21 protein-coding genes and 1 other annotated feature are annotated in these 20,960 nt (G+C 40.0%); all 21 genes read right to left on the bottom strand.

Annotated features, from left to right (window positions below):
* Positions 1-46: 46 nt before the first annotated feature.
* The 21 genes from pyrE to GH754_RS03910 all read right to left on the bottom strand — a co-directional run bounded on the left by pyrE (position 47) and on the right by GH754_RS03910 (position 20,953).
* Entirely contained in the window at positions 47-679 is a 633-nt protein-coding gene (gene pyrE / locus GH754_RS03810) for an orotate phosphoribosyltransferase (protein WP_153727406.1), read from the bottom strand.
* Positions 672-1,382, bottom strand: a complete 711-nt coding sequence (pyrF, locus tag GH754_RS03815; protein ID WP_153727407.1) for an orotidine-5'-phosphate decarboxylase — start codon at positions 1,380-1,382, stop codon at positions 672-674. The genes pyrE and pyrF overlap by 8 nt, the downstream gene beginning before the upstream one ends.
* Positions 1,379-2,293 (bottom strand): dihydroorotate dehydrogenase, encoded by a 915-nt coding sequence (locus GH754_RS03820; protein WP_153727408.1) that lies wholly within the window; start codon positions 2,291-2,293, stop codon positions 1,379-1,381. The genes pyrF and GH754_RS03820 overlap by 4 nt, the downstream gene beginning before the upstream one ends.
* Positions 2,290-3,063, bottom strand: coding sequence for a dihydroorotate dehydrogenase electron transfer subunit (locus GH754_RS03825; protein WP_153727409.1), 774 nt, complete (start codon positions 3,061-3,063; stop codon positions 2,290-2,292). Before GH754_RS03825 ends, GH754_RS03820 begins: the two co-directional genes overlap by 4 nt.
* Positions 3,063-6,263, bottom strand: coding sequence for a carbamoyl-phosphate synthase large subunit (gene carB, locus GH754_RS03830; protein WP_153727410.1), 3,201 nt, complete (start codon positions 6,261-6,263; stop codon positions 3,063-3,065). Before carB ends, GH754_RS03825 begins: the two co-directional genes overlap by 1 nt.
* Entirely contained in the window at positions 6,230-7,348 is a 1,119-nt protein-coding gene (locus GH754_RS03835) for a carbamoyl phosphate synthase small subunit (RefSeq protein WP_153727411.1), read from the bottom strand. The genes carB and GH754_RS03835 overlap by 34 nt, the downstream gene beginning before the upstream one ends.
* The gene (locus GH754_RS03840; protein ID WP_153727412.1) at positions 7,345-8,631 is read right to left on the bottom strand and encodes a dihydroorotase; all 1,287 of its coding nucleotides are present in this window, start codon (positions 8,629-8,631) and stop codon (positions 7,345-7,347) included. Before GH754_RS03840 ends, GH754_RS03835 begins: the two co-directional genes overlap by 4 nt.
* Positions 8,615-9,514, bottom strand: a complete 900-nt coding sequence (locus tag GH754_RS03845; RefSeq protein WP_153727413.1) for an aspartate carbamoyltransferase catalytic subunit — start codon at positions 9,512-9,514, stop codon at positions 8,615-8,617. The genes GH754_RS03840 and GH754_RS03845 overlap by 17 nt, the downstream gene beginning before the upstream one ends.
* A gap of 86 nt (positions 9,515-9,600) precedes the next feature.
* On the bottom strand, positions 9,601-10,971 hold the full coding sequence (locus GH754_RS03850) for a solute carrier family 23 protein (protein ID WP_153727414.1): 1,371 nt from the start codon (positions 10,969-10,971) through the stop codon (positions 9,601-9,603).
* A gap of 141 nt (positions 10,972-11,112) precedes the next feature.
* On the bottom strand, positions 11,113-11,655 hold the full coding sequence (gene pyrR / locus GH754_RS03855; protein ID WP_153727415.1) for a bifunctional pyr operon transcriptional regulator/uracil phosphoribosyltransferase PyrR: 543 nt from the start codon (positions 11,653-11,655) through the stop codon (positions 11,113-11,115).
* 191 nt (positions 11,656-11,846) lie between these two features.
* Positions 11,847-12,758, bottom strand: coding sequence for an RluA family pseudouridine synthase (locus GH754_RS03860; protein ID WP_407690649.1), 912 nt, complete (start codon positions 12,756-12,758; stop codon positions 11,847-11,849).
* Positions 12,755-13,261 carry a signal peptidase II gene (gene lspA / locus GH754_RS03865; protein WP_153727416.1) on the bottom strand — a complete coding sequence of 169 codons (507 nt, stop codon included), beginning with the start codon at positions 13,259-13,261 and terminating at the stop codon, positions 12,755-12,757. Before lspA ends, GH754_RS03860 begins: the two co-directional genes overlap by 4 nt.
* Before the next feature lie 81 nt (positions 13,262-13,342).
* The gene (gene ileS / locus GH754_RS03870) at positions 13,343-16,093 is read right to left on the bottom strand and encodes an isoleucine--tRNA ligase (RefSeq protein ID WP_153727417.1); all 2,751 of its coding nucleotides are present in this window, start codon (positions 16,091-16,093) and stop codon (positions 13,343-13,345) included.
* 59 nt (positions 16,094-16,152) lie between these two features.
* Positions 16,153-16,375, bottom strand: a binding site (T-box leader).
* A gap of 46 nt (positions 16,376-16,421) precedes the next feature.
* A complete protein-coding gene (locus GH754_RS03875) occupies positions 16,422-16,952 on the bottom strand; it encodes a DivIVA domain-containing protein (protein ID WP_323741842.1) in 531 nt (176 codons plus the stop codon).
* 75 nt (positions 16,953-17,027) lie between these two features.
* Positions 17,028-17,801 (bottom strand): YlmH family RNA-binding protein, encoded by a 774-nt coding sequence (locus GH754_RS03880; RefSeq protein WP_153727418.1) that lies wholly within the window; start codon positions 17,799-17,801, stop codon positions 17,028-17,030.
* Positions 17,802-17,827: 26 nt separating this feature from the next.
* Positions 17,828-18,094, bottom strand: a complete 267-nt coding sequence (locus GH754_RS03885; RefSeq protein ID WP_153727419.1) for a YggT family protein — start codon at positions 18,092-18,094, stop codon at positions 17,828-17,830.
* A gap of 16 nt (positions 18,095-18,110) precedes the next feature.
* Entirely contained in the window at positions 18,111-18,533 is a 423-nt protein-coding gene (locus tag GH754_RS03890) for a cell division protein SepF (protein ID WP_323741843.1), read from the bottom strand.
* Positions 18,534-18,543: 10 nt separating this feature from the next.
* The gene (locus tag GH754_RS03895; RefSeq protein WP_153727420.1) at positions 18,544-19,227 is read right to left on the bottom strand and encodes a YggS family pyridoxal phosphate-dependent enzyme; all 684 of its coding nucleotides are present in this window, start codon (positions 19,225-19,227) and stop codon (positions 18,544-18,546) included.
* A gap of 2 nt (positions 19,228-19,229) precedes the next feature.
* Positions 19,230-19,673 carry an NUDIX hydrolase gene (locus GH754_RS03900; RefSeq protein ID WP_153727421.1) on the bottom strand — a complete coding sequence of 148 codons (444 nt, stop codon included), beginning with the start codon at positions 19,671-19,673 and terminating at the stop codon, positions 19,230-19,232.
* A 9-nt stretch (positions 19,674-19,682) separates the two neighbouring features.
* Positions 19,683-20,555: a protein phosphatase 2C domain-containing protein gene (locus GH754_RS03905; protein WP_153727422.1), complete on the bottom strand. Its 873-nt coding sequence runs from the start codon at positions 20,553-20,555 to the stop codon at positions 19,683-19,685.
* Between the two features lie 125 nt (positions 20,556-20,680).
* A complete protein-coding gene (locus tag GH754_RS03910) occupies positions 20,681-20,953 on the bottom strand; it encodes a YlmC/YmxH family sporulation protein (RefSeq protein ID WP_153727423.1) in 273 nt (90 codons plus the stop codon).
* Positions 20,954-20,960: the final 7 nt, after the last annotated feature.

A 20,960-nucleotide genomic window follows, 5' to 3' on the forward strand; every position in this document is an offset into this window, starting at 1 on the left:
TTTCTATCGTCATTGTACACTGATACGAATAGAAATGACAACTAGATCATGTTTTTTGGGCAAATGTTAGTTGATTACGCCATGCTAGTAACTGACTGTGTTCCTCATTATGAATTTGATTTTTGTTACTCATGAGTGTTAGCAGGGTATCAAAATCTGTTAAGCTTTCAAAGCATAACTGTGATTTAGAGAAGTTTTCTTCAGTTAAGGTAAGTCCATAGGTGAAAATCGATAGCACGGAAACGACTTTACCGCCAGCTGCTTGAATAGCTTTTGCTGACTGAATAGAGCTCATACCTGTAGAAATTAAATCCTCAATCACGATCACCTTTTGACCTGTTTTTATGATCCCCTCAATTTGATTTTGTTTACCATGGGATTTTGCTTTGCCTCTTACATAGACCATAGGAAGATTTAACTCCTCAGCTACCCATGCAGCATGAGGAATCCCCGCTGTTGCACAGCCTGCGATGACCTCTGTTTCCGGATAATGCTCCTTGATGACCTCAGCAAAATATTTCGCTATCTCAGCTCTCACCTTTGGAAATGACATAACAATGCGATTATCACAGTAAATCGGTGATTCAATTCCGGATGACCATGTAAATGGGTCGTTTGGGCTGACTTGTAATGCCCCGATTTCCAACAATTTTCTAGCTACTATAGACTTTCTACTCATTTTCCCACTCCCTCACTACTCGCTCATATCGTTGTTTCGGCTTTTGGGCGTTCGTAATACTTCTACCCATTACTAGCATATCGCTACCCTGTATTTTCGCTTCCTTTGGGGTAGCCACTCTCTTTTGATCGTTGGCCAAATCCTCCTGAAAACGAATTCCTGGTGTACAGGTTAAAAATGACCTTCCGCAGGCACGTTTTATCGTAGCGGATTCATGTACAGAGCAAACCACTCCATCTGCTCCTGCAGTTTGAGCTAATCTTCCATAATTTTCAACTGTTTTATTCATAGACCACTGGATGCCTAGCTCTTCCTTTATCATCCTTTCATCCGTTGAAGTGAGCTGTGTGACAGCAAGCAGGATTGGTCTATCTTTTCCCTGATATGTTCCCATTTCTAAGCCTTCTCTTGCTGCTGAAATCATCTCGCTTCCTCCCGCAGCATGTATGTTTACCATATCAACGCTTAAAGATGCTAGATTTTTCATCGCTGATTTCACCGTATTGGGAATGTCATGCAGCTTTAAATCTAGAAAAATAGGATGCTGATTTCTTTTCAGCTGTTCAACTACTTGTGGGCCTTCGCGATAAAACAGCTCCATTCCTATCTTGACAGGAATTCCTCCTAGGTCGTTTTCTTGTAAAAAGGTTTCAACCTCAAGGTAAGTAGGAAAATCTAAAGCAACATATAATGGATGAATCATACGAAAGCCCCCTTACCTGTGCAGTCCTGAACCGATTGAAAACCATATTTTCGTAACATGTCCGGAAGTTCGTCGATCAGATTTGAACAAATAAAAGGGTCCTGAAAATTCGCCGTTCCGACTGCAACCGCACTAGCACCAGCTAGTAAAAACTCCACTACATCATCTGTTGAACGTATACCACCCATTCCAATAATAGGTAGATTTACTTCTTGTTTGACTTGATAGATCATTCGTAGTGCGATAGGTTTAATGGCTGGTCCTGACAAGCCCCCCGTTTCATTAGCTAATATAGGCTTTCGGCTCATAAGGTTGAACCTCATTCCAGTAAGTGTGTTGATCATGGATAATCCATCTGCACCTGCCGATTCGACAGCCTTTGCCATCCCCACTACGTCTGTTACGTTCGGTGATAGTTTGACATAGACAGGCTTGTCGCTTACTTTTTTCACCCGTTCTGTTACATGTGCAGCGAGGTTCGGGTCTGTACCAAATTGAATCCCACCCTCTTTTACGTTTGGACATGAAATATTCAACTCTAGTGCCTGTATATGGCTTGATTGAGAGAGTAAGCTTGCCACTTCCTCATATTCTTCTACTGAACTCCCTGCTACGTTTGCCATAATAGGTGTGTGAAAGGAAGATAGAAAGGGCAACTTTTCCTCAATAATGCCTTTAACACCAGGGTTTTGTAGTCCAATTGCATTTAGCATGCCACTTGGTGTTTCCGCGACACGTGGCGTTTCGTTTCCATACCTTTGATTTTTCGTTGCTGCCTTAATAACGATAGCACCTAATTTACTTAAATCATAAAATTCACTAAACTCTCGACCAAATCCAAAGCATCCAGATGCAGGCATAATCGGATTTTTCAACTCTAGTCCAGGTAGATTTACGGCTAAGTCTGTCATAATATCACCTCTTCTGCTGCAAATACAGGCCCATCCATGCATATTTTTCGATAGCCTTTTCCATCTTCCTGATCTGTGGTTTGGCATACACAAGCAAAGCAGGCGCCAATTCCGCAGCCCATCCGCTCTTCTAATGAAATATAGCCAGGCGTCTTTGCCATCTGTTGGGTTACGGCCTGGAGCATTCCAGTTGGACCACATGTAAAATACAGATCTGTTTTCATTTGGTACTTCGGTAGAACATCCGTTACCCTTCCATGCTGTCCCGCAGATCCATCTTCAGTCATGACTATCGTTTCTCCCAAACCTTGAAACTCTTTTACATAAAACATGGCTGCTTTTGTTTGAAAACCAAGAATAATGGTCACCCGATTGTTTTGTTGGGTTAATTTTTTAGCTAAATAATAGAGGGGCGGGACTCCAACCCCTCCACCTATTAATAGAACGTCTTGATTGCATACATGTTCAGTTGTGAAGCCATTTCCCCTTGGTCCTAACACATGAATGCGCTCGTCTGGTTTACGCATACTGAGCCAATGTGTTCCCTCACCAATTGTTTTATAAATAATGGTGACTTGTTGTGCTTGATAATCAAGATCTGCTATTGAAATAGGGCGTCTTAGTGTATTCGTTGCCCCATCCCCCACTCTTACATGCAAAAACTGACCTGGTTGTGTCATTAAATGAACAAGGTCACCAGAGAGCACCATCTTAAAGGTATCCAAGGAGATTGGCTCATTTTCTATTACGGTCATCCATTCCATTTTCATTAGGCCATCACCACTTCTTGTTTCGGCATATGATTAGCGGTAAAGGTCATCGATTCAATGACACGTAAGATAGCTCGAGCCGTATCGATTGACGTTAAACAAGCTGCTCCATGCTCCACCGCTTCACGTCTAATTCGAAAACCATCTGTATGAGGCTGTTTCCCTTTTGTTAACGTGTTAATAACAAATTGTACCTCTCCATTTTCAATAATATCAATAACGTTCTTTTCTCCGGAACCAACCTTACCTACCTTATTTACTGGAATATTTAGCTTTTCCATCAAAGCACCTGTACCGGATGTCGCAAAAATTCTAAACCCAAGAGCATGAAAACGACTTGCTACCTCTTTAATTTCATGTTTATCCTTATCTGCTACGGTGATTAACACGGCACCATCAGTCGGAATGCTAAGGCCTGAGGCGGTTAACCCTTTATAAAGGGCTTTTTCCAGGTTATGATCGCGGCCAATTACTTCACCAGTTGATTTCATTTCTGGCCCGAGTGTAATATCCACGCGGCGAAGCTTCTCAAACGAAAAGACCGGTACTTTAACGGAAATCATATTTGGTTCAGGTAGAAGTCCTTCTTTATAGCCTAAAGCCGATAGCTTGGTACCTAAAATCACCTGTGTAGCTACATTCGCCATCGTCATACCAGTCACTTTACTTAAAAATGGAACAGTTCGACTGGCTCGAGGATTTACTTCAAGCACATATACTTCATCCTCATGTAAAACAAATTGAATATTTATGAGCCCAATAATTCCTAACTCCTTAGCAAGCATTTCGGTAATTTCCAAGCATCTTTCCTTTTGTTTTTTTGTGATTCGTTGCGTAGGATACACGGCAATGGAGTCCCCTGAATGTACACCCGCTCGTTCAATATGCTCCATGATTCCTGGAATCACAACCGTTTCCCCGTCACAAATGGCATCCACTTCAAGCTCAATTCCTGTAAGATAACGGTCTATGAGGACAGGGTGCTCTTTATGGACCTTCACGGATTCGTTCATATAGCGTAATAAATCTTGTTGTTCATAAATAATTTCCATCGCTCTTCCACCAAGCACATATGAAGGCCGCACAAGTACAGGGTACCCTAAGTCTTCAGCTCCATCTATCGCTTCCTGAATGGAGGTTGCGATTTTCGCTTTTGGTCTAGCAATATTTAATCGATCTAGCGTTTGTTCAAATTGATCCCGGTCCTCTGCTCGATCTATCGCCTCTAAAGAGGTTCCTAAAAGTTTCACTCCTCTTTTCGTCAATCCTTCTGCTAAAGAGATAGCCGTTTGACCACCAAATTGTACAATGACACCCTCTGGTTTTTCTAAATGAATCACATTCATTACATCTTCTATCGTTAACGGCTCAAAATAGAGTTTATCGGATATGCTGAAATCAGTTGAAACCGTTTCTGGATTATTGTTGATGATAATAGACTCATAGCCCAGTTCTTTTAAAGCTAGAACAGAATGAACCGTTGCATAATCAAATTCAATCCCTTGGCCAATACGAATCGGTCCTGATCCGATTACGAGAACTTTTTTATGTTCGGTAACGACTGATTCATTTTCTTCTTCGTAGGTGCTATAAAAATATGGTGTACTGGACTCAAATTCGGCTGCGCAGGTATCAACCATTTTATAAACTGGTGTAAGTTGATGTTGGTGTCGAAATGCTTCTATCTCTAGTACGCTTGTATGCCAAAGCCTTGCAATAGTAATATCTGAAAAGCCGTTTTGTTTCGCTTCAGATAGGACTTGGTAATCCCATTGATGCTGTTCTATATCATTTTCAAGCTTAATGATTTTTTCCAATTTGGATAGGAAGAAGAGGTCAATCTTCGTAAGGCGATGTAACTCGTCAATCGAGTACTGACGCCTTAGTGCCTCAGCAAGTAAAAAGAGTCTCTCGTCGTCAGCTTGCTGTAGACGTTGTTTAAGTACTTCATCCTCTAGGTCATCCCATTCGGGTATAAATAATTCGTTATTTTCGATTTCAAGAGAACGGACAGCCTTTAATATCGACTCTTCAAAATTTCGCCCTATTGCCATAACCTCACCCGTCGCCTTCATTTGGGTACCGAGCTTTCGGTTGGCAGCTACAAATTTATCAAATGGCCAACGTGGAATTTTCGTCACGATGTAATCTAATGCTGGTTCAAAACAAGCATATGTATTTCCTGTCACCGGATTTTTAATTTCATCAAGGGTTAAACCGATAGCAATTTTGGCCGCAATTTTAGCAATTGGATAGCCTGTTGCCTTGGAGGCTAATGCTGATGAACGACTCACCCTTGGATTCACTTCAATTATATAGTAGTTGAAGCTATGTGGATCAAGTGCAAGCTGAACATTACATCCACCCTCAATTTCTAGCTCACGAATAATTCGTAAAGACACATTACGAAGCATCTGATATTCACGGTCACTTAAGGTTTGGCTTGGTGCAGTCACGATTGAATCACCTGTATGAATCCCAACAGGGTCCATATTTTCCATATTACAAACGACAATGGCATGATCATGTGAGTCTCTCATCACTTCATATTCAATTTCCTTAAAGCCGGCAATACTTTTTTCAACTAAGCATTGGTGTACAGGAGATGCTTCTAAGCCACTTCCTACAATTTGTCGTAACTCTTCTTCATTTTGACAAATTCCACCGCCAGTTCCACCTAATGTATAAGCAGGGCGAACAATAATAGGATAGCCAATTTTGTTAGCAAATTTTCTGGCCTGTTGCACTTCACTTACAATTATACTTTCAGGGACTGGTTCTCCTAGCTCATTCATTAAAGCCCGGAACTCCTCACGATCCTCTGCTTTCTGGATAGCTGTTAATGGAGTTCCTAAAACTTCCACATCATATTCTGATAAAATTCCTTTTTCCTTTAGTTGAATGGCTAAATTGAGTCCGGTTTGACCACCAAGAGTTGGTAATATTGCATCAGGCTGTTCTTTACGGATAATTTTCATGAGAAAATCAATGGTTAAGGGCTCCATGTAGACCTGATCGGCTACGGTTTGATCGGTCATGATGGTAGCTGGATTCGAATTGGCCAAAATAACATGATAGCCTTCCTCTTTCAAAGCTTGGCATGCCTGTGTTCCTGAGTAGTCAAATTCTGCTGCCTGCCCAATTATGATAGGACCTGAGCCTATTACTAAGATTTTATGAATGTCTGTACGTTTGGCCATGATGTTGCCTCCTCTTGTTTATGGTCTTGAATCATTTGCAAAAATCGATCAAATAATGAGTTTGAATCCTGTGGTCCTGGTGCACTTTCTGGATGATACTGAACTGAAAATACACGATAATGGTTGTGCTTTAATCCTTCTACGGTTCCATCATTTAACGCGTATTGACTCATTTCTAATTCCGTCTGCTTTAAGGATGAGTACTCGACAGCATATCCGTGATTTTGAGAGGTCATCCAAACTCGACCTGTTTCCATATCTTTAACTGGATGATTAGATCCACGATGACCAAATACCAATTTATGCGTATCGGCTCCGCAGGCTAGAGCAATCAGCTGATGGCCTAGACAGATACCAAAAATAGGTACACGGCCGAGTAATAATTGAATGGTTTGAATGGATTCCGGCACACTTTTGGGATTACCCGGTCCATTTGACAGCATAACCCCATCAGGCTTCAGCTGTAGAATCTCTTCTGCGGTTGTATCATAGGAAACAACCGTGACATGACAATTTCGTTTCGTGAATTCCCGTAAGATGCCATGTTTCATTCCATAATCAATTAATACAATTCTATGTCCTCTTCCCGGTACGACATAAGGCTTTACCGTTGAAACTTGACTTACTTGATTAATGGGTAATGTGGTTTTATTCAACTGTTGAACAATTTCAAGGTCAGGTCGTTCAACAGGTGCGAACATCCCTTTCATGGTTCCACGACTGCGAATTATTTTCGTTAATTTACGCGTATCAATCCCATAAATAGCTGGTATGTCTTTCTTTTTTAAAAATTGATGTAATGTTTCTTCACTTCTAAAATTAGAAGGTAGCTCACAATTCTCTTTCACAATAAGTCCTGCAATACTCGGCTGTATCGTTTCAAAGTCATCTAAATTAATTCCGTAATTACCAATTAACGGATAGGTTAATGTAACCATTTGACCACAATAGGAAGGGTCTGATAGGATTTCCTGATAACCTGTCATCCCTGTATTAAAAACGACTTCGCCGCCTCCATCTCGCTCACTTCCAAAAGCATAGCCAGTAAAAACTGTTCCATCCTCTAAAACTAGTTTACGCTTCATTGTAAGACCCCCTCATTACTCCATGCTGTCTTTCCTTCTACGACCGTTAGAACCGGCCATCCTTGTACTTCCCAACCTTTGAATGGGGTGTTCTTTCCTTTTGATAGGAAATGATCAACTTCAATAGCTGATTGCCTGTCTAAATCTACTAGTACAATATCTGCATAGCATCCTATATTTAAAGTGCCATATGGTAAATTAAAGATTTTAGCAGGCTTTACCGTTAAGAGCTCAACTAAACGCTCCAGTGACATGGTCCCTTTTTTAACCAAATGAGTATAAAGAAGAGGAAATGCGGTTTCTAAGCCCACAATTCCAAAAGGAGATCGTAAAAACCCGTTACTTTTTTCCTCCTCTGTGTGTGGAGCATGGTCAGTTGCAATACAATCAATCGTACCATCGAGTAAACCCTCGATTAATGCCTCCTGATCCTCTTTAGAGCGTAAGGGTGGATTCATTTTATAATGGCCACTATCTGCTGGTATATCCTCCTCATTTAAGAGTAAATGATGTGGCGTAACCTCGGCTGTTACAGCTATTCCAGCTCTCTTGGCATCCCTAATGACTCGAACGGACTCCTTAGTACTCACATGACAAACGTGATAGTGACAGTTGGCCGCTTCTGCAAGTAGTACATCACGAGCTATTTGGACAGACTCACTAATCGAAGGAATACCTGGTAGATTTAACTGTTTACTTTTTAACCCTTCATGCAGTACTCCTCCATACACAAGATTATTATCCTCACAATGAGCAACAATGGCTGAACTATTAGCTGCTGCCTTTTGCATCGCCTCATACATCATCCCTGCTGTTTGAACCCCTACTCCATCATCTGTAAATGCAACTGCACCTAATGCCTTTAATTCCTCCATGTTGGTGAGCTGTTTTCCAAGCTGTCTCTCGGTGATCGAGGCATAGGGTAATACCCGAACCTGCGCTGTTTGTTGTATTCTAGTAAGGACTTTCTGTAAATTTTCTTTACAATCTGGAACAGGTCGTGTATTGGGCATGGCACAAACAGTCGTGAAACCGCCCCTAGCCGCTGCTAGTGTGCCCGCTTCAATGGTTTCCTTTGCTTCACCGCCTGGTTCGCGAAGGTGGACGTGGATATCAACAAATCCTGGAAGCATCAGCTTTCCCATACCGTCAATCATTTGGTCTGCGTTCATATTGAGTCTTGATCCTATTGCCTGGATTTTGCCGTCTTCTATGTATACATCGCTCAATTCCTCGGTATTAAAAGTGTCTAAACGTTTTATATTTTTAATTAGCAACGACATTTAATTTGCCACCCTTCGCTAGTAATTTGTTCATAATCGCCATTCTAATGGCGACTCCATTTTCCATTTGTTTGAAAATTCTCGACCGCTCACACTCCACTAATCTACTATCGATTTCAACTCCACGATTAACTGGTGCGGGGTGTAAAATGATACTATTCTTTTTCATTTTCTTTTCCCTTTGCATTGTAAGACCATATCGAGTTAAGTAATCTTGTTCCATTGAGTTCTGAGATTCTTCATGCCGCTCCCTCTGAACGCGCAGCAACATTAATACATCACTCTGTTCAACCGCGTCGTCCATAGATATGTAACCATATGGTAATTTGTGATCTCTCCATCCTGAAGGCGCCGAAAATTTTACATTCGCTCCAAGTTTACGTAAAGCATAAGCATTAGACCGAGCTACCCGGCTGTGCAAAATATCGCCCGCAATCACAACATTTAGGTTTTGAAAGGTACCAAATTCCTGATAAATCGTAAGTAGGTCTAGTAAGCACTGAGTTGGGTGCTCCCCTTTTCCATCACCAGCGTTGACAATAGGAACATTTACATCCTTTAAATTTTTATAGTAAGCATCATCAGGATGACGAATAACGGCCAAATCACCCCCTATTGACTCAACTGTCTTAACTGTGTCGTATAAACTCTCTCCCTTCTGAACACTAGAAGAGTCCACTGAAAAATGTAATAGAGAGATCCCTAAACGATGTGCCGCCATTTCAAAGCTCATTTTCGTCCGCGTGCTAGGCTCAAAAAACAAAAGGGCTGCTGTTTTAGGCTGGTGAAGTATATGTTCACCTTTTCGACAGTTTTCTGCTTGATTGAGAAGTGAATAAATTTCATCAACAGACAAAGACTTCATAGATAGTAAGCTTTCCATGATCATTCTCCTCTATTTTGGAATATTCCGATTTCTACCCTTTTTTAAAGGGACACCTCCATAAAGGCGTCCCCCATTCAGTTTTCTTAGGCTGCTGTTTCATCAGATTGAACTTCTTCATTTGTTTCAAACATTTTTCCATTTCCATATCCAGTTTCTTTTCCTGGCAGGATTAGGTTTAAAATCACCCCGACAATAGCGGATAGTGCCATACCTGCAATTTGTAGGTTTTCTGTTACTTGGATATATGCACCACCTATTCCAATCACTAGAATGACGGAAGAGATGATTAAGTTTCGCTTATCTCCTAAGTCTATTTGATTATCAACTAGCATGCGTAAGCCACTTGATGCAATAATCCCGAAGAGGAGGATGGAAACCCCACCCATTACAGCGGCTGGAATGGATTCGATTAATAAGACGACACTTGTTGTAAATCCGAACAAAATAGCTAGTACAGCTGCTCCACCGATGACAAATACACTAAACACTCTCGTAATGGCTAATACCCCAATATTTTCACCGTATGTTGTATTTGGGGGTCCACCAATAAAGGAGGCAATCATTGTTGCGACCCCATCCCCCATAATGGAACGGTGAAGTCCTGGCTTTTCTAAAAAGTTACGTCCGGCTACTTTGGAAAGGACCATTTGATCCCCAATGTGTTCAGCGATGGTTACAAGCGCGATTGGAGCCATAATCCATACAATTCCCCAGTTGAATACTTCAAGCGGATTGTAATCTTTAAATGGAACGACAAAGTCCGGTACTTGGAACAATGTTGTTAGAAAAGCACCAAGGGATCCACTCCCTGCAAGATCATTCCAGTGATTAGCAATTGGTTCTACATTGACGATTCCTTGTGTAAGTGCGAAAACATATCCTCCAACAATTCCGATTAAAATCGGAATAAGTCCAAAAAATCCTTTGAAAAACATCGTAGCAATAATAGTGATAGCCAAGGCTACAAGTGCTACCATGAAGTGGGTTCCACTATATTCCCCATCCACATTCATTGCCATGTCAATGGCAGTAGGTGCAAGGCCTAGACCAATAACGATAATGATTGGACCCACTACAATTGGTGGTAAAATTCTCATTAGCCAGTTGGTGCCAAGTATCTTGATAAGTATTGAAACGACACCATACACTAAACCAGCTACAAAACTTCCAATCATAATTCCCGGCATCCCATAGGCTTGACTTGCTAGAATAATAGGCGTAATGAATGCAAAGCTTGAGCCTAAATATGCTGGGATTCTTCCCTGTGTAATAAGCAAGTATGCAAGAGTTCCTAGCCCACTTGATACAAGCGCAGCAGCTTGAGACATGTCAGTTAGTAATGGAACTAAGATGGTTGCCCCAAACATTGCAAACAAATGCTGAAGACTTAAGGTTAACCACTTTCCTTTTTTCGGTACATCTCTTATATCTAATGCCATTTCCTGTTTATTCATTTTCATTCCTCCTCTAGGTATAAAAAAAACCTCTTTGCGAAGGTCGCAAAGAGGTACACGTATCCACCTGCATGGAGGTATACGTCACTTCTATAATGCGACCTTCTTAGTCTCTCTGGACTAAATTTAAAGGTCCTTTATTTAATTCTCGTAAATACTTACCTCATCCTCATTGTCTGTTTCATGTAATTGAACGACAATGACTTCATCTTGGGAAGTTGGGATGTTTTTCCCCACAAAATCGGCTCGAATTGGTAATTCCCGATGTCCACGATCAACTAATACGGCTAGTTGTATATTTCCAGGTCGGCTTATATCCATAAGCGCGTCCATGGCTGCTCGAACAGTTCGACCTGTATATAAAACATCATCCACTAATACGACCGTTTTGTTTTCAAGCTCATCGTCGATGTCCGTCCCCTTTAGTTCAGGATCCTTACTGTTATCCTTATGGGTTAAATCATCGCGGTATAAAGTAATATCCACTTCTCCAGTTGGTACTGTTACTCCTTCAATGTCTGCGATCTTTTTCGCTAGCCTTTGAGTGATAGGAGCACCTCTAGTTTTGATACCGACAAGAACTAGTCCGTCTGTTCCTTTGTTTTTCTCTAAAATTTCATGTGCTATTCTTGTCAGGGCTCTCCCAATAGCTGCCTGATCCATAACTTGTGCTTTGAGCTGCAAACTTCCACCTCCCGATTGATTGACCCAACAGATAATCGCATAAAAATACCCTTTTGCCAAAGATGGCAAAAGGGTATACTACGGCAAACTTCAACCGTAAATCATATCCGCCACCTTCTCAGCCTCTCTGGACTGGTTTAAAGGGTCCCTATTCATTTCAAGATAAATTATTTCATTTCTCGCGTTTTTTGTCAACCTTTTATTTGCAACTCTTTTAATACTTGTTGAAATTCTTCTGGTGGTTCTTTCTCAAATTCCAGCCATTCATTTGTGATTGGATGCTCAAAGCCAAGTACTCGAGCATGTAAAGCCTGACCATTAATATCTATTGTTTTGCGCGGGCCATATTTTGGATCCCCTACTAGTGGAAAGCCAATATATCTAAAATGAACGCGAATTTGATGCGTACGTCCCGTCTCTAGTTTACACTCTACGTGTGTAAAGCCTTCATATCGATCTAACACATTAAAATGGGTTACAGCATCCTTGCCTTGGTCCACTACGTTCATCTTTTGTCGGTCCTTCTGATCACGGCCAATTGGAGCATCAATCGTACCGTAATCATGTTCAAGCACGCCATGAACAATGGCTTCGTATTTTCTTTTTACAGTCTTGTTAGAAAGCTGTTCTGCTAAGCCAGTATGTGCCTGGTCCGTTTTAGCTACCATAAGCAATCCACTCGTATCTTTATCAATACGATGAACGATTCCAGGTCTTAAGACTCCATTTATCCCTGAGAGGTCCTGGCAATGATACAGGATTGCGTTAACGAGAGTACCACCCATATGACCTGCAGAAGGATGAACCACCATCCCTTTTGGCTTATTGACCACAAGTACATGCTCATCCTCGTAAACAATATCAATCGGAATATTTTCTGGTTCCACATCTAAAGGTTCAGGTTCAGGAATCGTCCATATAATCGTATCTCCTGCTTGACACTTATAGTTACTTTTTACAATTTGATTGTTAACCTTTACTAGTTTGTCTTTGATCCATGATTGAATTTGTGACCTTGAATAATCCTGGTTTCGTTCTGCAAGTACTTTATCAATTCTTTGAGTCTGTTCTTCAGGTAAAACAATATGTGTATTTGTCATCATTTCTTTGGCGCTCCTTTAAACCGCTCCTCAAATAGGGTGTAAATTAACATTAAAATGACCCCTATTACGAGAGATGAATCTGCTATATTAAAAATAGGGTAATCATATCCAAAAATGATTACATCAAAAAAGTCAACAACCTCTTGCCGGAACAGGCGATCAATAAAGTTGCCAATAGCACCAGCCAATATCAAGCTTAAAGACCAACCTAATAGTGCGTGATCCTTCCCGTGTTTTTGCAAATAATAAATAACAAATACGACAACAACAGTTGTAATAATATAAAAGAACCACATTTGTCCTTGTAGAATTCCCCATGCTGCACCTTTATTGCGATGGGAGGTTATGTAAAAGAAATTTTCAATAACAGGTATGCTTTCATAAAGCTCCATTTTTTTATCGACCATCCATTTGGTCCATTGATCAATACCTATAATCACGATTGCTACTAGATAGTACCACACATCATTTTCCCCCAACCATTTAATATCATTCTTAAGCATTTTACCATAAGTATGCTTAAAACGCTTAATAGAATAAAAGGGGCTGCATATATATCTTGCAGCCCCTCCCCTTATCATGACTTAAGCATAATGTTTGGAAACAATATCAGCACAACGATCACATAAATCTTCATGTTCTTCATTGTTACCCACTGTTTCTGATGCTACCCAGCAACGTTGACACTTTTCGCCTGGGTGTTTTTCTACAACCACTTTTACATAATCATAATCTTTAGCATCCGTCAAGCTAGTGCTAACCTCTGCTTCAGATACAATCAGGTATTGATGTAAATGTTCAATCTCCTCAAGTAATGCTTTAGTTTTCTCGTCTTTTGCTTCAATTTTCACTTTAGCCTCTAACGATTTTCCAATCACTTTTTCATTTCTAGCTTCTTCTAGGGCTTTTAATACATCATCACGAACCTCGATAAAGTGATCCCATTTTGCTTTTAATTGATCTTGATCCTTAATTTTACGCGGTTTCGGCATGTCAGTTAGCTGCACACTGTCCTCTTCTACTCCCGGGATATAGTTCCACACCTCATCGGTTGTATGAGATAAAATTGGTGAAAGTAATTTAGCTAGTGACGTCAAGATCTCATAATATACGGTTTGGATACTACGACGACGCTCGTCATTTTCAGGTTCGATGTATAAAATATCTTTAGCAAAATCTAGGTAGAACGAGCTTAAATCTATCGTACAGAAATTGTGAACGGCATGATAAATGGTTGAGAATTCATATGTGTCATATGCCTGGTCTACCTTCTTCACAAGATCCTGTAAACGGATAAGCATATAACGATCAACTTCCTGTAAATCCTCTTCTTTAACACGGTCTTTATTTGGCTCAAAGTCATTGAGATTACCGAGAATGAAACGGAAAGTATTTCGAACCTTACGATAGACCTCAGCAACTTGCTTTAAGATATCATTCGAAATTCTCACATCTGCCTGATAATCAACGCTAGCCACCCATAAACGTAAAATGTCTGCACCAAGCTGTTTCATAATTTTACTTGGAATCATGACATTACCAAGAGATTTACTCATCTTACGCCCATTTCCATCAAGAGCAAAGCCATGACTTAAGATCGACTTATATGGTGCTTTTCCTGTCACTGCCACAGCAGTAGAGATAGAGGAGTTAAACCAACCACGATATTGGTCAGAGCCCTCTAAATACATATCGGCAGGACGCTGTAAATCATCACGTTCAACTAAAACACCTTGGTGGGAAGAACCAGAATCAAACCAAACGTCCATAATATCATTTTCTTTTGTAAACTCACCATTTGGACTTGATGGGTGTGTGAATCCTTCAGGAAGTAAATCCTTCGCTTCCCGTTCAAACCATACATTCGACCCATGCTCTCTGAATAAATCCGAAACATGATTAATGGTTTCATCCGTAATAATTGGCTCTCCATTTTCAGCATAGAAGACCGGAATTGGAACACCCCAAACACGTTGACGGGAAATACACCAATCTTGACGATCCCGAACCATATTGTAAAGTCGTGTTTCTCCCCATTCTGGAACCCATTGAACTTGTTTGATTTCATCCAAAATGTTATCACGGAAATCCTTAATCGATGCGAACCACTGGGAGGTTGCACGGAAAATGGTCGGCTTTTTCGTACGCCAGTCATGCGGGTATGAGTGTGTAATAAATGTTAGCTTTAATAAGGCGCCAACCTCTTCTAGCTTCTCTGTGATGGCTTTATTTGCTTTATCATAGAACATCCCTTCAAAACCAGGGGCTTCAGCTGTGAATACCCCTTTGTGGTCTACAGGGCAAAGAACATCAAGTCCATATTCCTGACCAACCCAAAAGTCATCTTCCCCGTGACCTGGAGCTGTGTGTACACATCCTGTACCTGCTTCTGTTGTTACGTGTTCTCCAAGAATAACAAGGGAATCACGATCATAAAATGGATGTGTTGCTACAACACGATCAAGGTCTTGACCTGTGTGAGTTTGAAGGACTTCATAGCTTTCCCACTCAAGCTCCTTAGCCACTTCCTCAACCATTTTAGCTGCTACTACATACTTCTCACCATTCACGCCCACAACTGCGTATTCAAGCTCTGGATGGACAGCAATGGCTAAGTTCGCAGGAATTGTCCATGGAGTTGTTGTCCAGATAATGATCTTTTCATCGCCATTCAGTACGCCTTTTCCATCCTTTACATCAAATCCTACATAAATAGATGGAGAACGTTTATCCTGATATTCAATTTCTGCTTCTGCAAGGGCAGATTCAGAGGAAGGAGACCAATATACAGGCTTTAACCCTTTATAGATGTATCCTTTTTTCGCCATTTCACCAAAAACTTGAATTTGTGCTGCCTCATACTCAGGCTTAAGCGTAATGTAAGGATTATCCCAGTCTCCTCGAACACCGAGCTGTTTAAACTGCTGACGCTGTCGGTCAATTTGCTCAAGAGCATACTCTTCACAGATTTTACGAAATTCTGCGACACTCATCTTTTTACGATCTACTTTTTTCTTGGCAAGTGCCTGTTCAATTGGCAGGCCGTGAGTATCCCAGCCAGGTACATAGGGAGCATGGTAGCCAGCCATGGATTTATAGCGGACAATGATATCCTTCAAGATTTTGTTGAGGGCATGCCCCATGTGCAAATCCCCATTGGCATATGGAGGGCCATCATGAAGGATAAATAGTGGTCTACCTTCTGTTCTCTTCTGCACCTTTTCATATATATTTTCTTCTTCCCAATGTTGTTGCATTTCTGGTTCGCGTTTTGGAAGATTTCCACGCATCGGAAAATCTGTTTTAGGCATTAAAAGCGTTTCTTTATAGCTCATTTTTTCCAAACTCCTTTATCAAAATTTCACTACATTAAAAAAAGCTTCTCATTCCCTTGGAAAGGGACGAGAAGCCTCGCGTTACCACCCTAATTGACTAATAAAGTAAAAATATTAATCCGCTTTAGTTATTCGTAACGTGAATACGACGTCCTTAGCTACTATTTTATTCACTAGGAAACTCAAGGGTGATCTTCCATGGAATTTCATGTGCTGGGCTCACACCATCCCCAGTTCGCTTGAACAATTCATTCTATGTACTGTCCCTATCATAGTTTTTCAACATTATGATTATACTTTTGCATTATATTTAAAAATAAACGTAGAGTCAAGATTGGTTATCTGCAAATTGATAATTTCTTTCTTCCTTCTCCTCTACTTCAACCTCATTTAAGTCTAGCTCAAATAATTCATCCCAGTCATCGCTTTCAATCATATCCATTTGCGCCTGGACAATCATCTTCATTCTCGTTCTAAATACTTTTGCTTGTTTTTTAAGTTCTTCTACTTCGATTGCAATTCTTCGTGATTTTGAAAGTGCCTCATTAATGATGCGGTCTGCATTTTTCTCGGATTCTTTAATAATTAACTTTGCTTCTTTATTCGCATTACTTTTCACTTCTTCAGCTGTTTCTTGTGCAACAAGTATGGATTTGTTTAATGTTGCCTCAATATTATTAAAGTGTCCGATTTTTTCCTTTAAGTCAGCAACTTGCTCTTCAAATTCCTTCTTTTCACGAATCACTTTTTCATAATCCTTAATGACTTGATCTAAAAATTCATTCACTTCATCTTCATCATAGCCCCTGAATGCACGGGTAAATTCTTTATTATGGATATCGAGTGGTGTAAGTGACACAAAGGTAACCCCCTTGGCAGTAGTTTGTTTTATTTTATTTCGACGTTTCTTCTTTATTTCCTGCTGATTCTACAATTATTTTAGCACACCTGTGAGGATTCGCCATTTTTCTTTTTTGGTTTCCCCTAATATTTTTATTAATTTACTCCTCCCTTTTTTCTTAAGGGAGATGATATCCCCTTCCTCCATTTGGAAAGCCGGGTTTTCTACTGTGCGATAGTTTACTTTTACATAGCCCTTTTGGATCCACTCACCTGCTTTATTTCGAGAAAGGTGATAGATTTCCTTTAAGAGAGCATCCAACCTCAGGGACGATACAGTGCCCTCCTGTTCCACCCAACGCTCTGTAGACTCTTGCAATTGTTCTAAAGGTACAGCTGCAAAACGTAAACTAGCCTTCTTTACACCAGTTAAATGTAATTCAAGGAAGGTTTCAATATCTGCATCAACTAAAATTTGAATGGTGTCATCAACAATGACAATATCTCCTAGTTTATTTCGCTTTATACCTAAAGACATGAGGGAACCTAATACGTCACGATGGGTAATCTGAACAAACTTTTTTGGGAATCTACTTTCTAACAAAACGATGGAAAAATCATCGTTGCCAATTTCCTCATAAAAGGGGGCTATTATGGCTCTTTTCCGTTCCCTATCATGCTTTCCACCAAAAAAATGAAGTCGTATATCAGAGTGGTTCCCAATAATAGAGGAAAGAATATATTGTTCACGTGGATCTAAAAAGTCTGTTAGCTTCCGTTGAAATGACCTTTCCACCTCATCTCTCCAGGATAATGCCATGTCAATAAATGCTTGTTCTTCTTTACGAAAATGTTGATAAATGTCCATGTACGATAAATCTCCCTAATGCCTATTTAGAATAACAGCATCTGGAACAATTGACTTAAACCCACTTTAGCAAATTGCAGTGCAAAAATGGCAACGATTGGTGAAAAGTCAATCATACCTAGAGGTGGAATAAACTTCCGGAAAGGCTCTAAATAAGGTTCCACTATTTTACCTAATATTTGTCCAAATGAGGATTCACGGGCACCCGGAAACCAAGACATTAAAATATATCCGATGATGGCATACATATAAAAAGTAAGAGCATATTGCAAAATATTATGCAGTTCAATCATGAATTTTTTACCACCTTTACTTTAAATCTTCATCCACTAATTCCGAAATGCTTCCTGAAACATCTACGTTATCAGGAGCACATAAAAACGTATGTTGCCCTAATTTTTGTATATTCCCACCAATAGCATAAACGGTTCCACTTAAAAAATCCACTATTCGCTTTGCTTGATGGTGATCAGTTCGTTGTAAGTTAATGACAACTGCTCGTCTATTTTTCAAGTTATCAGCAATCTCCTGTGCCGATTCATAATCTTTCGGTTCACACAATACAACCTTCGACGTTGACTTAACGCTCTCCAAACGAACTACATTTTGAGGATCTGTATTTCTTTGTAGTTCCTCCGGTGAAGGCTCTGGCTCCACCGATTCCTCCTCATAATATTCATATTCTTCCTCTTCAAATGTAAAAAGCGATTTAATTTTATTTTTCAAGCTCACTTTCGACACCTCATTCCTCGATTTCTCTCCCCACTAGCTTGGAACCAACTCGAATATGAGTTGCACCCTCCTCAACAGCAATTCGATAATCATTACTCATTCCCATTGATAAATATTGACATGGTGCATGACTATAGCCTTGATTTTGGATTGTTTCTTTTAATTCTCTTAGCATTTGAAAGCACCCTCTTAGTACTTCTTCGTCATCAACATGTAGAGCCATAGTCATTAAGCCGACTATTTGTATATTTTCATAGTTTTTCATCTTTTCAACAAATGCTTGTACATCTTCAGGCTGTATACCATGCTTGGATTCCTCTCCACTTACATTTACTTGGACAAAGCATGGAACTTGTTTGTTAGCCCGTTTGTTAATTTCTTTTGCTAAAGATGATCTGTCCAATGAATGAACATAGTCTATATGATCAATTATATCTTTAACCTTTCGAGATTGTAAGGTGCCTATAAAATGCCATGTTGCCCTTGGCCCTATTTCCTCATACTTATGTAAAAATCCTTCAAGGCGATTTTCACCCAAATGGTTGATACCTACATCCAATGCTTCAATAGCCCTCTCCAACGAAACATATTTGGTCACAGCAATGATTTCAACATCGTCTGGGTTACGATTCGAGTTCTGACAGGCCTCTTTAATGTCTTGTTTGATGGTTTCAAGATTTTTTTGCACAACCAAAACTATGATTCCTCCTTTTCTTTTTTCATTGGAGAACCTTCATAAACGGCGAAATGTACGTCTCCAGTGAAGTTGAGGGCATGATCAATTCTTTCCTTTTGGATTGTTCCAAGCTCCTCAAAAGGAAACCAACGATACTCAGAATGCTCAGAGCTTAATGTAATAGACTCGTCATTAGGTATTGTACAACGAAACAGACATACTTGGGCATGAAAATCGGAATGATAGTACATCCCACTCAAATACTTTACATCTATCTTAACCCCAAGCTCTTCCTGACACTCTCTTTTCACTGTGTCCAAAACTGTCTCACCTTTTTCGACAGCACCACCTGGTAGTCCCCAGCGTTTATCTCCATAAACCTGTTTTAATAGTAAAACCTTCGTTAAATCTGGGTTAAAGATTACTGCATGAGAACTTACGCGAAAAAATGTATTAAATCCCATCCTTATCCCCTACCTAAAGTTGATATAAACTGCAGTCGCATCATCAGATTGTTTAATGCGTGGATATTGAGTTTTATGTTTATCCTGTAATTCTAAAGCTCTAATATCGTTGACGGCTTGTTGGATGGTTACATGACCATTCAAAATGGAACTCCAGCTTAAGTGATTAAATAAATCCACGATTCTAGAAAAGCCATCACTGCAAAGTAGCACACTTTTCATCGAGTGAGATTGAATTTGACCTGTAATACTCGCATCAATTCCTTTGCCGTCAATGGTCACCACCCAATAGCCATTAGGTTGGTTCATATAGCTTTTATTAGCTACTAGCTGCTTTTTTAATCGAGCTTGCTTCTCTTCATCAGGTGCATTCATCGACTGTGTTTGACGGAAAACTTTTATTGTTTTCCTTGCAAGTGGTTCAATTCGATCATCTGTTTTCACGTGAACCTCTTCCTCATCAGTATAAACAAGCGAGCAGTCCCCTAACATCAGATAATCCATTTTGTCATCCTGTTTTCTCACCATTGCAATAACACAGCTCGGCTGTTGGTAAGCAGGTAAAGAGCGATTTGAAGGATGGACCTCTTCTTTTTGTTGTACAACCTTTATGGCTCTATGTAAAATTTCCTTTAGTGAATAAGTACTATCATTAGGCTTCAAAGAGAGTATCGTCATAATGAGGGCATCATGTAAAGCCTCAGACAGCCATTTTGCATCAGAATCCTTAGAAAACACTTGCTTATGATGCAATGGCGTAGCTCCATCTATGACCCAGGCGTAGTTATACAATACGTGTCCAATATCTTCATTAACCGCCCCATCACCCTGATTCGTAACATAGCTAAAATTGATAGATTCCACAGAATTCACCTTTTCCATTTAGTCAATTCCTACATTCATTAGGATATATAACGACATAGTCTTTTCATCATGAGTCTTTTTACAATTCTCGTCTCGTTATACTATTTATATTAACATGTTCATTAGGTAGAAAAAATATTTTTTCATTGGCTCGGATAATTATATCCATCAGGCAACGTTTTCGGCCGCTCTGTTCTTACTAAAATAACATCGGCACCAATTGTAACAATATGATTCCAAGGGATGACCATTTCTTCCTCTTTACCGAACAGCCCAAGCATTTTCCCTTTTAATGATATCACAAGCGCCACCACATAGCCCTTATCAACATCAATTTCTAAATCGGTTATATAGCCCAATTTTCTGCCATCTTCAATTGCCACAATATCTTTTACTTGAAGCTCAGAAATTTTCATAACGAAC

The sequence above is a fragment of the Salinibacillus xinjiangensis genome, assembly GCF_009649735.1.
Lineage (GTDB): Bacteria > Bacillota > Bacilli > Bacillales > Alkalibacillaceae > Salinibacillus > Salinibacillus xinjiangensis.

Bases quoted from the DNA above. Each gene is read 5' to 3' on its own strand.
- pyrE (WP_153727406.1), bottom strand. From the start codon at position 679: ATGAGTAGAAAGTCTATAGTAGCTAGAAAATTGTTGGAAATCGGGGCA.
- pyrF (WP_153727407.1), bottom strand. From the start codon at position 1,382: ATGATTCATCCATTATATGTTGCTTTAGATTTTCCTACTTACCTTGAG.
- GH754_RS03820 (WP_153727408.1), bottom strand. From the start codon at position 2,293: ATGACAGACTTAGCCGTAAATCTACCTGGACTAGAGTTGAAAAATCCG.
- GH754_RS03825 (WP_153727409.1), bottom strand. From the start codon at position 3,063: ATGAAAATGGAATGGATGACCGTAATAGAAAATGAGCCAATCTCCTTG.
- carB (WP_153727410.1), bottom strand. From the start codon at position 6,263: ATGGCCAAACGTACAGACATTCATAAAATCTTAGTAATAGGCTCAGGT.
- GH754_RS03835 (WP_153727411.1), bottom strand. From the start codon at position 7,348: ATGAAGCGTAAACTAGTTTTAGAGGATGGAACAGTTTTTACTGGCTAT.
- GH754_RS03840 (WP_153727412.1), bottom strand. From the start codon at position 8,631: ATGTCGTTGCTAATTAAAAATATAAAACGTTTAGACACTTTTAATACC.
- GH754_RS03845 (WP_153727413.1), bottom strand. From the start codon at position 9,514: ATGGAAAGCTTACTATCTATGAAGTCTTTGTCTGTTGATGAAATTTAT.
- GH754_RS03850 (WP_153727414.1), bottom strand. From the start codon at position 10,971: ATGAATAAACAGGAAATGGCATTAGATATAAGAGATGTACCGAAAAAA.
- GH754_RS03860 (WP_407690649.1), bottom strand. From the start codon at position 12,758: ATGATGACAAATACACATATTGTTTTACCTGAAGAACAGACTCAAAGA.
- lspA (WP_153727416.1), bottom strand. From the start codon at position 13,261: ATGCTTAAGAATGATATTAAATGGTTGGGGGAAAATGATGTGTGGTAC.
- ileS (WP_153727417.1), bottom strand. From the start codon at position 16,093: ATGAGCTATAAAGAAACGCTTTTAATGCCTAAAACAGATTTTCCGATG.
- GH754_RS03880 (WP_153727418.1), bottom strand. From the start codon at position 17,801: ATGGACATTTATCAACATTTTCGTAAAGAAGAACAAGCATTTATTGAC.
- GH754_RS03885 (WP_153727419.1), bottom strand. From the start codon at position 18,094: ATGATTGAACTGCATAATATTTTGCAATATGCTCTTACTTTTTATATG.
- GH754_RS03900 (WP_153727421.1), bottom strand. From the start codon at position 19,673: ATGGGATTTAATACATTTTTTCGCGTAAGTTCTCATGCAGTAATCTTT.
- GH754_RS03905 (WP_153727422.1), bottom strand. From the start codon at position 20,555: ATGGAAAAGGTGAATTCTGTGGAATCTATCAATTTTAGCTATGTTACG.
- GH754_RS03910 (WP_153727423.1), bottom strand. From the start codon at position 20,953: ATGAAAATTTCTGAGCTTCAAGTAAAAGATATTGTGGCAATTGAAGAT.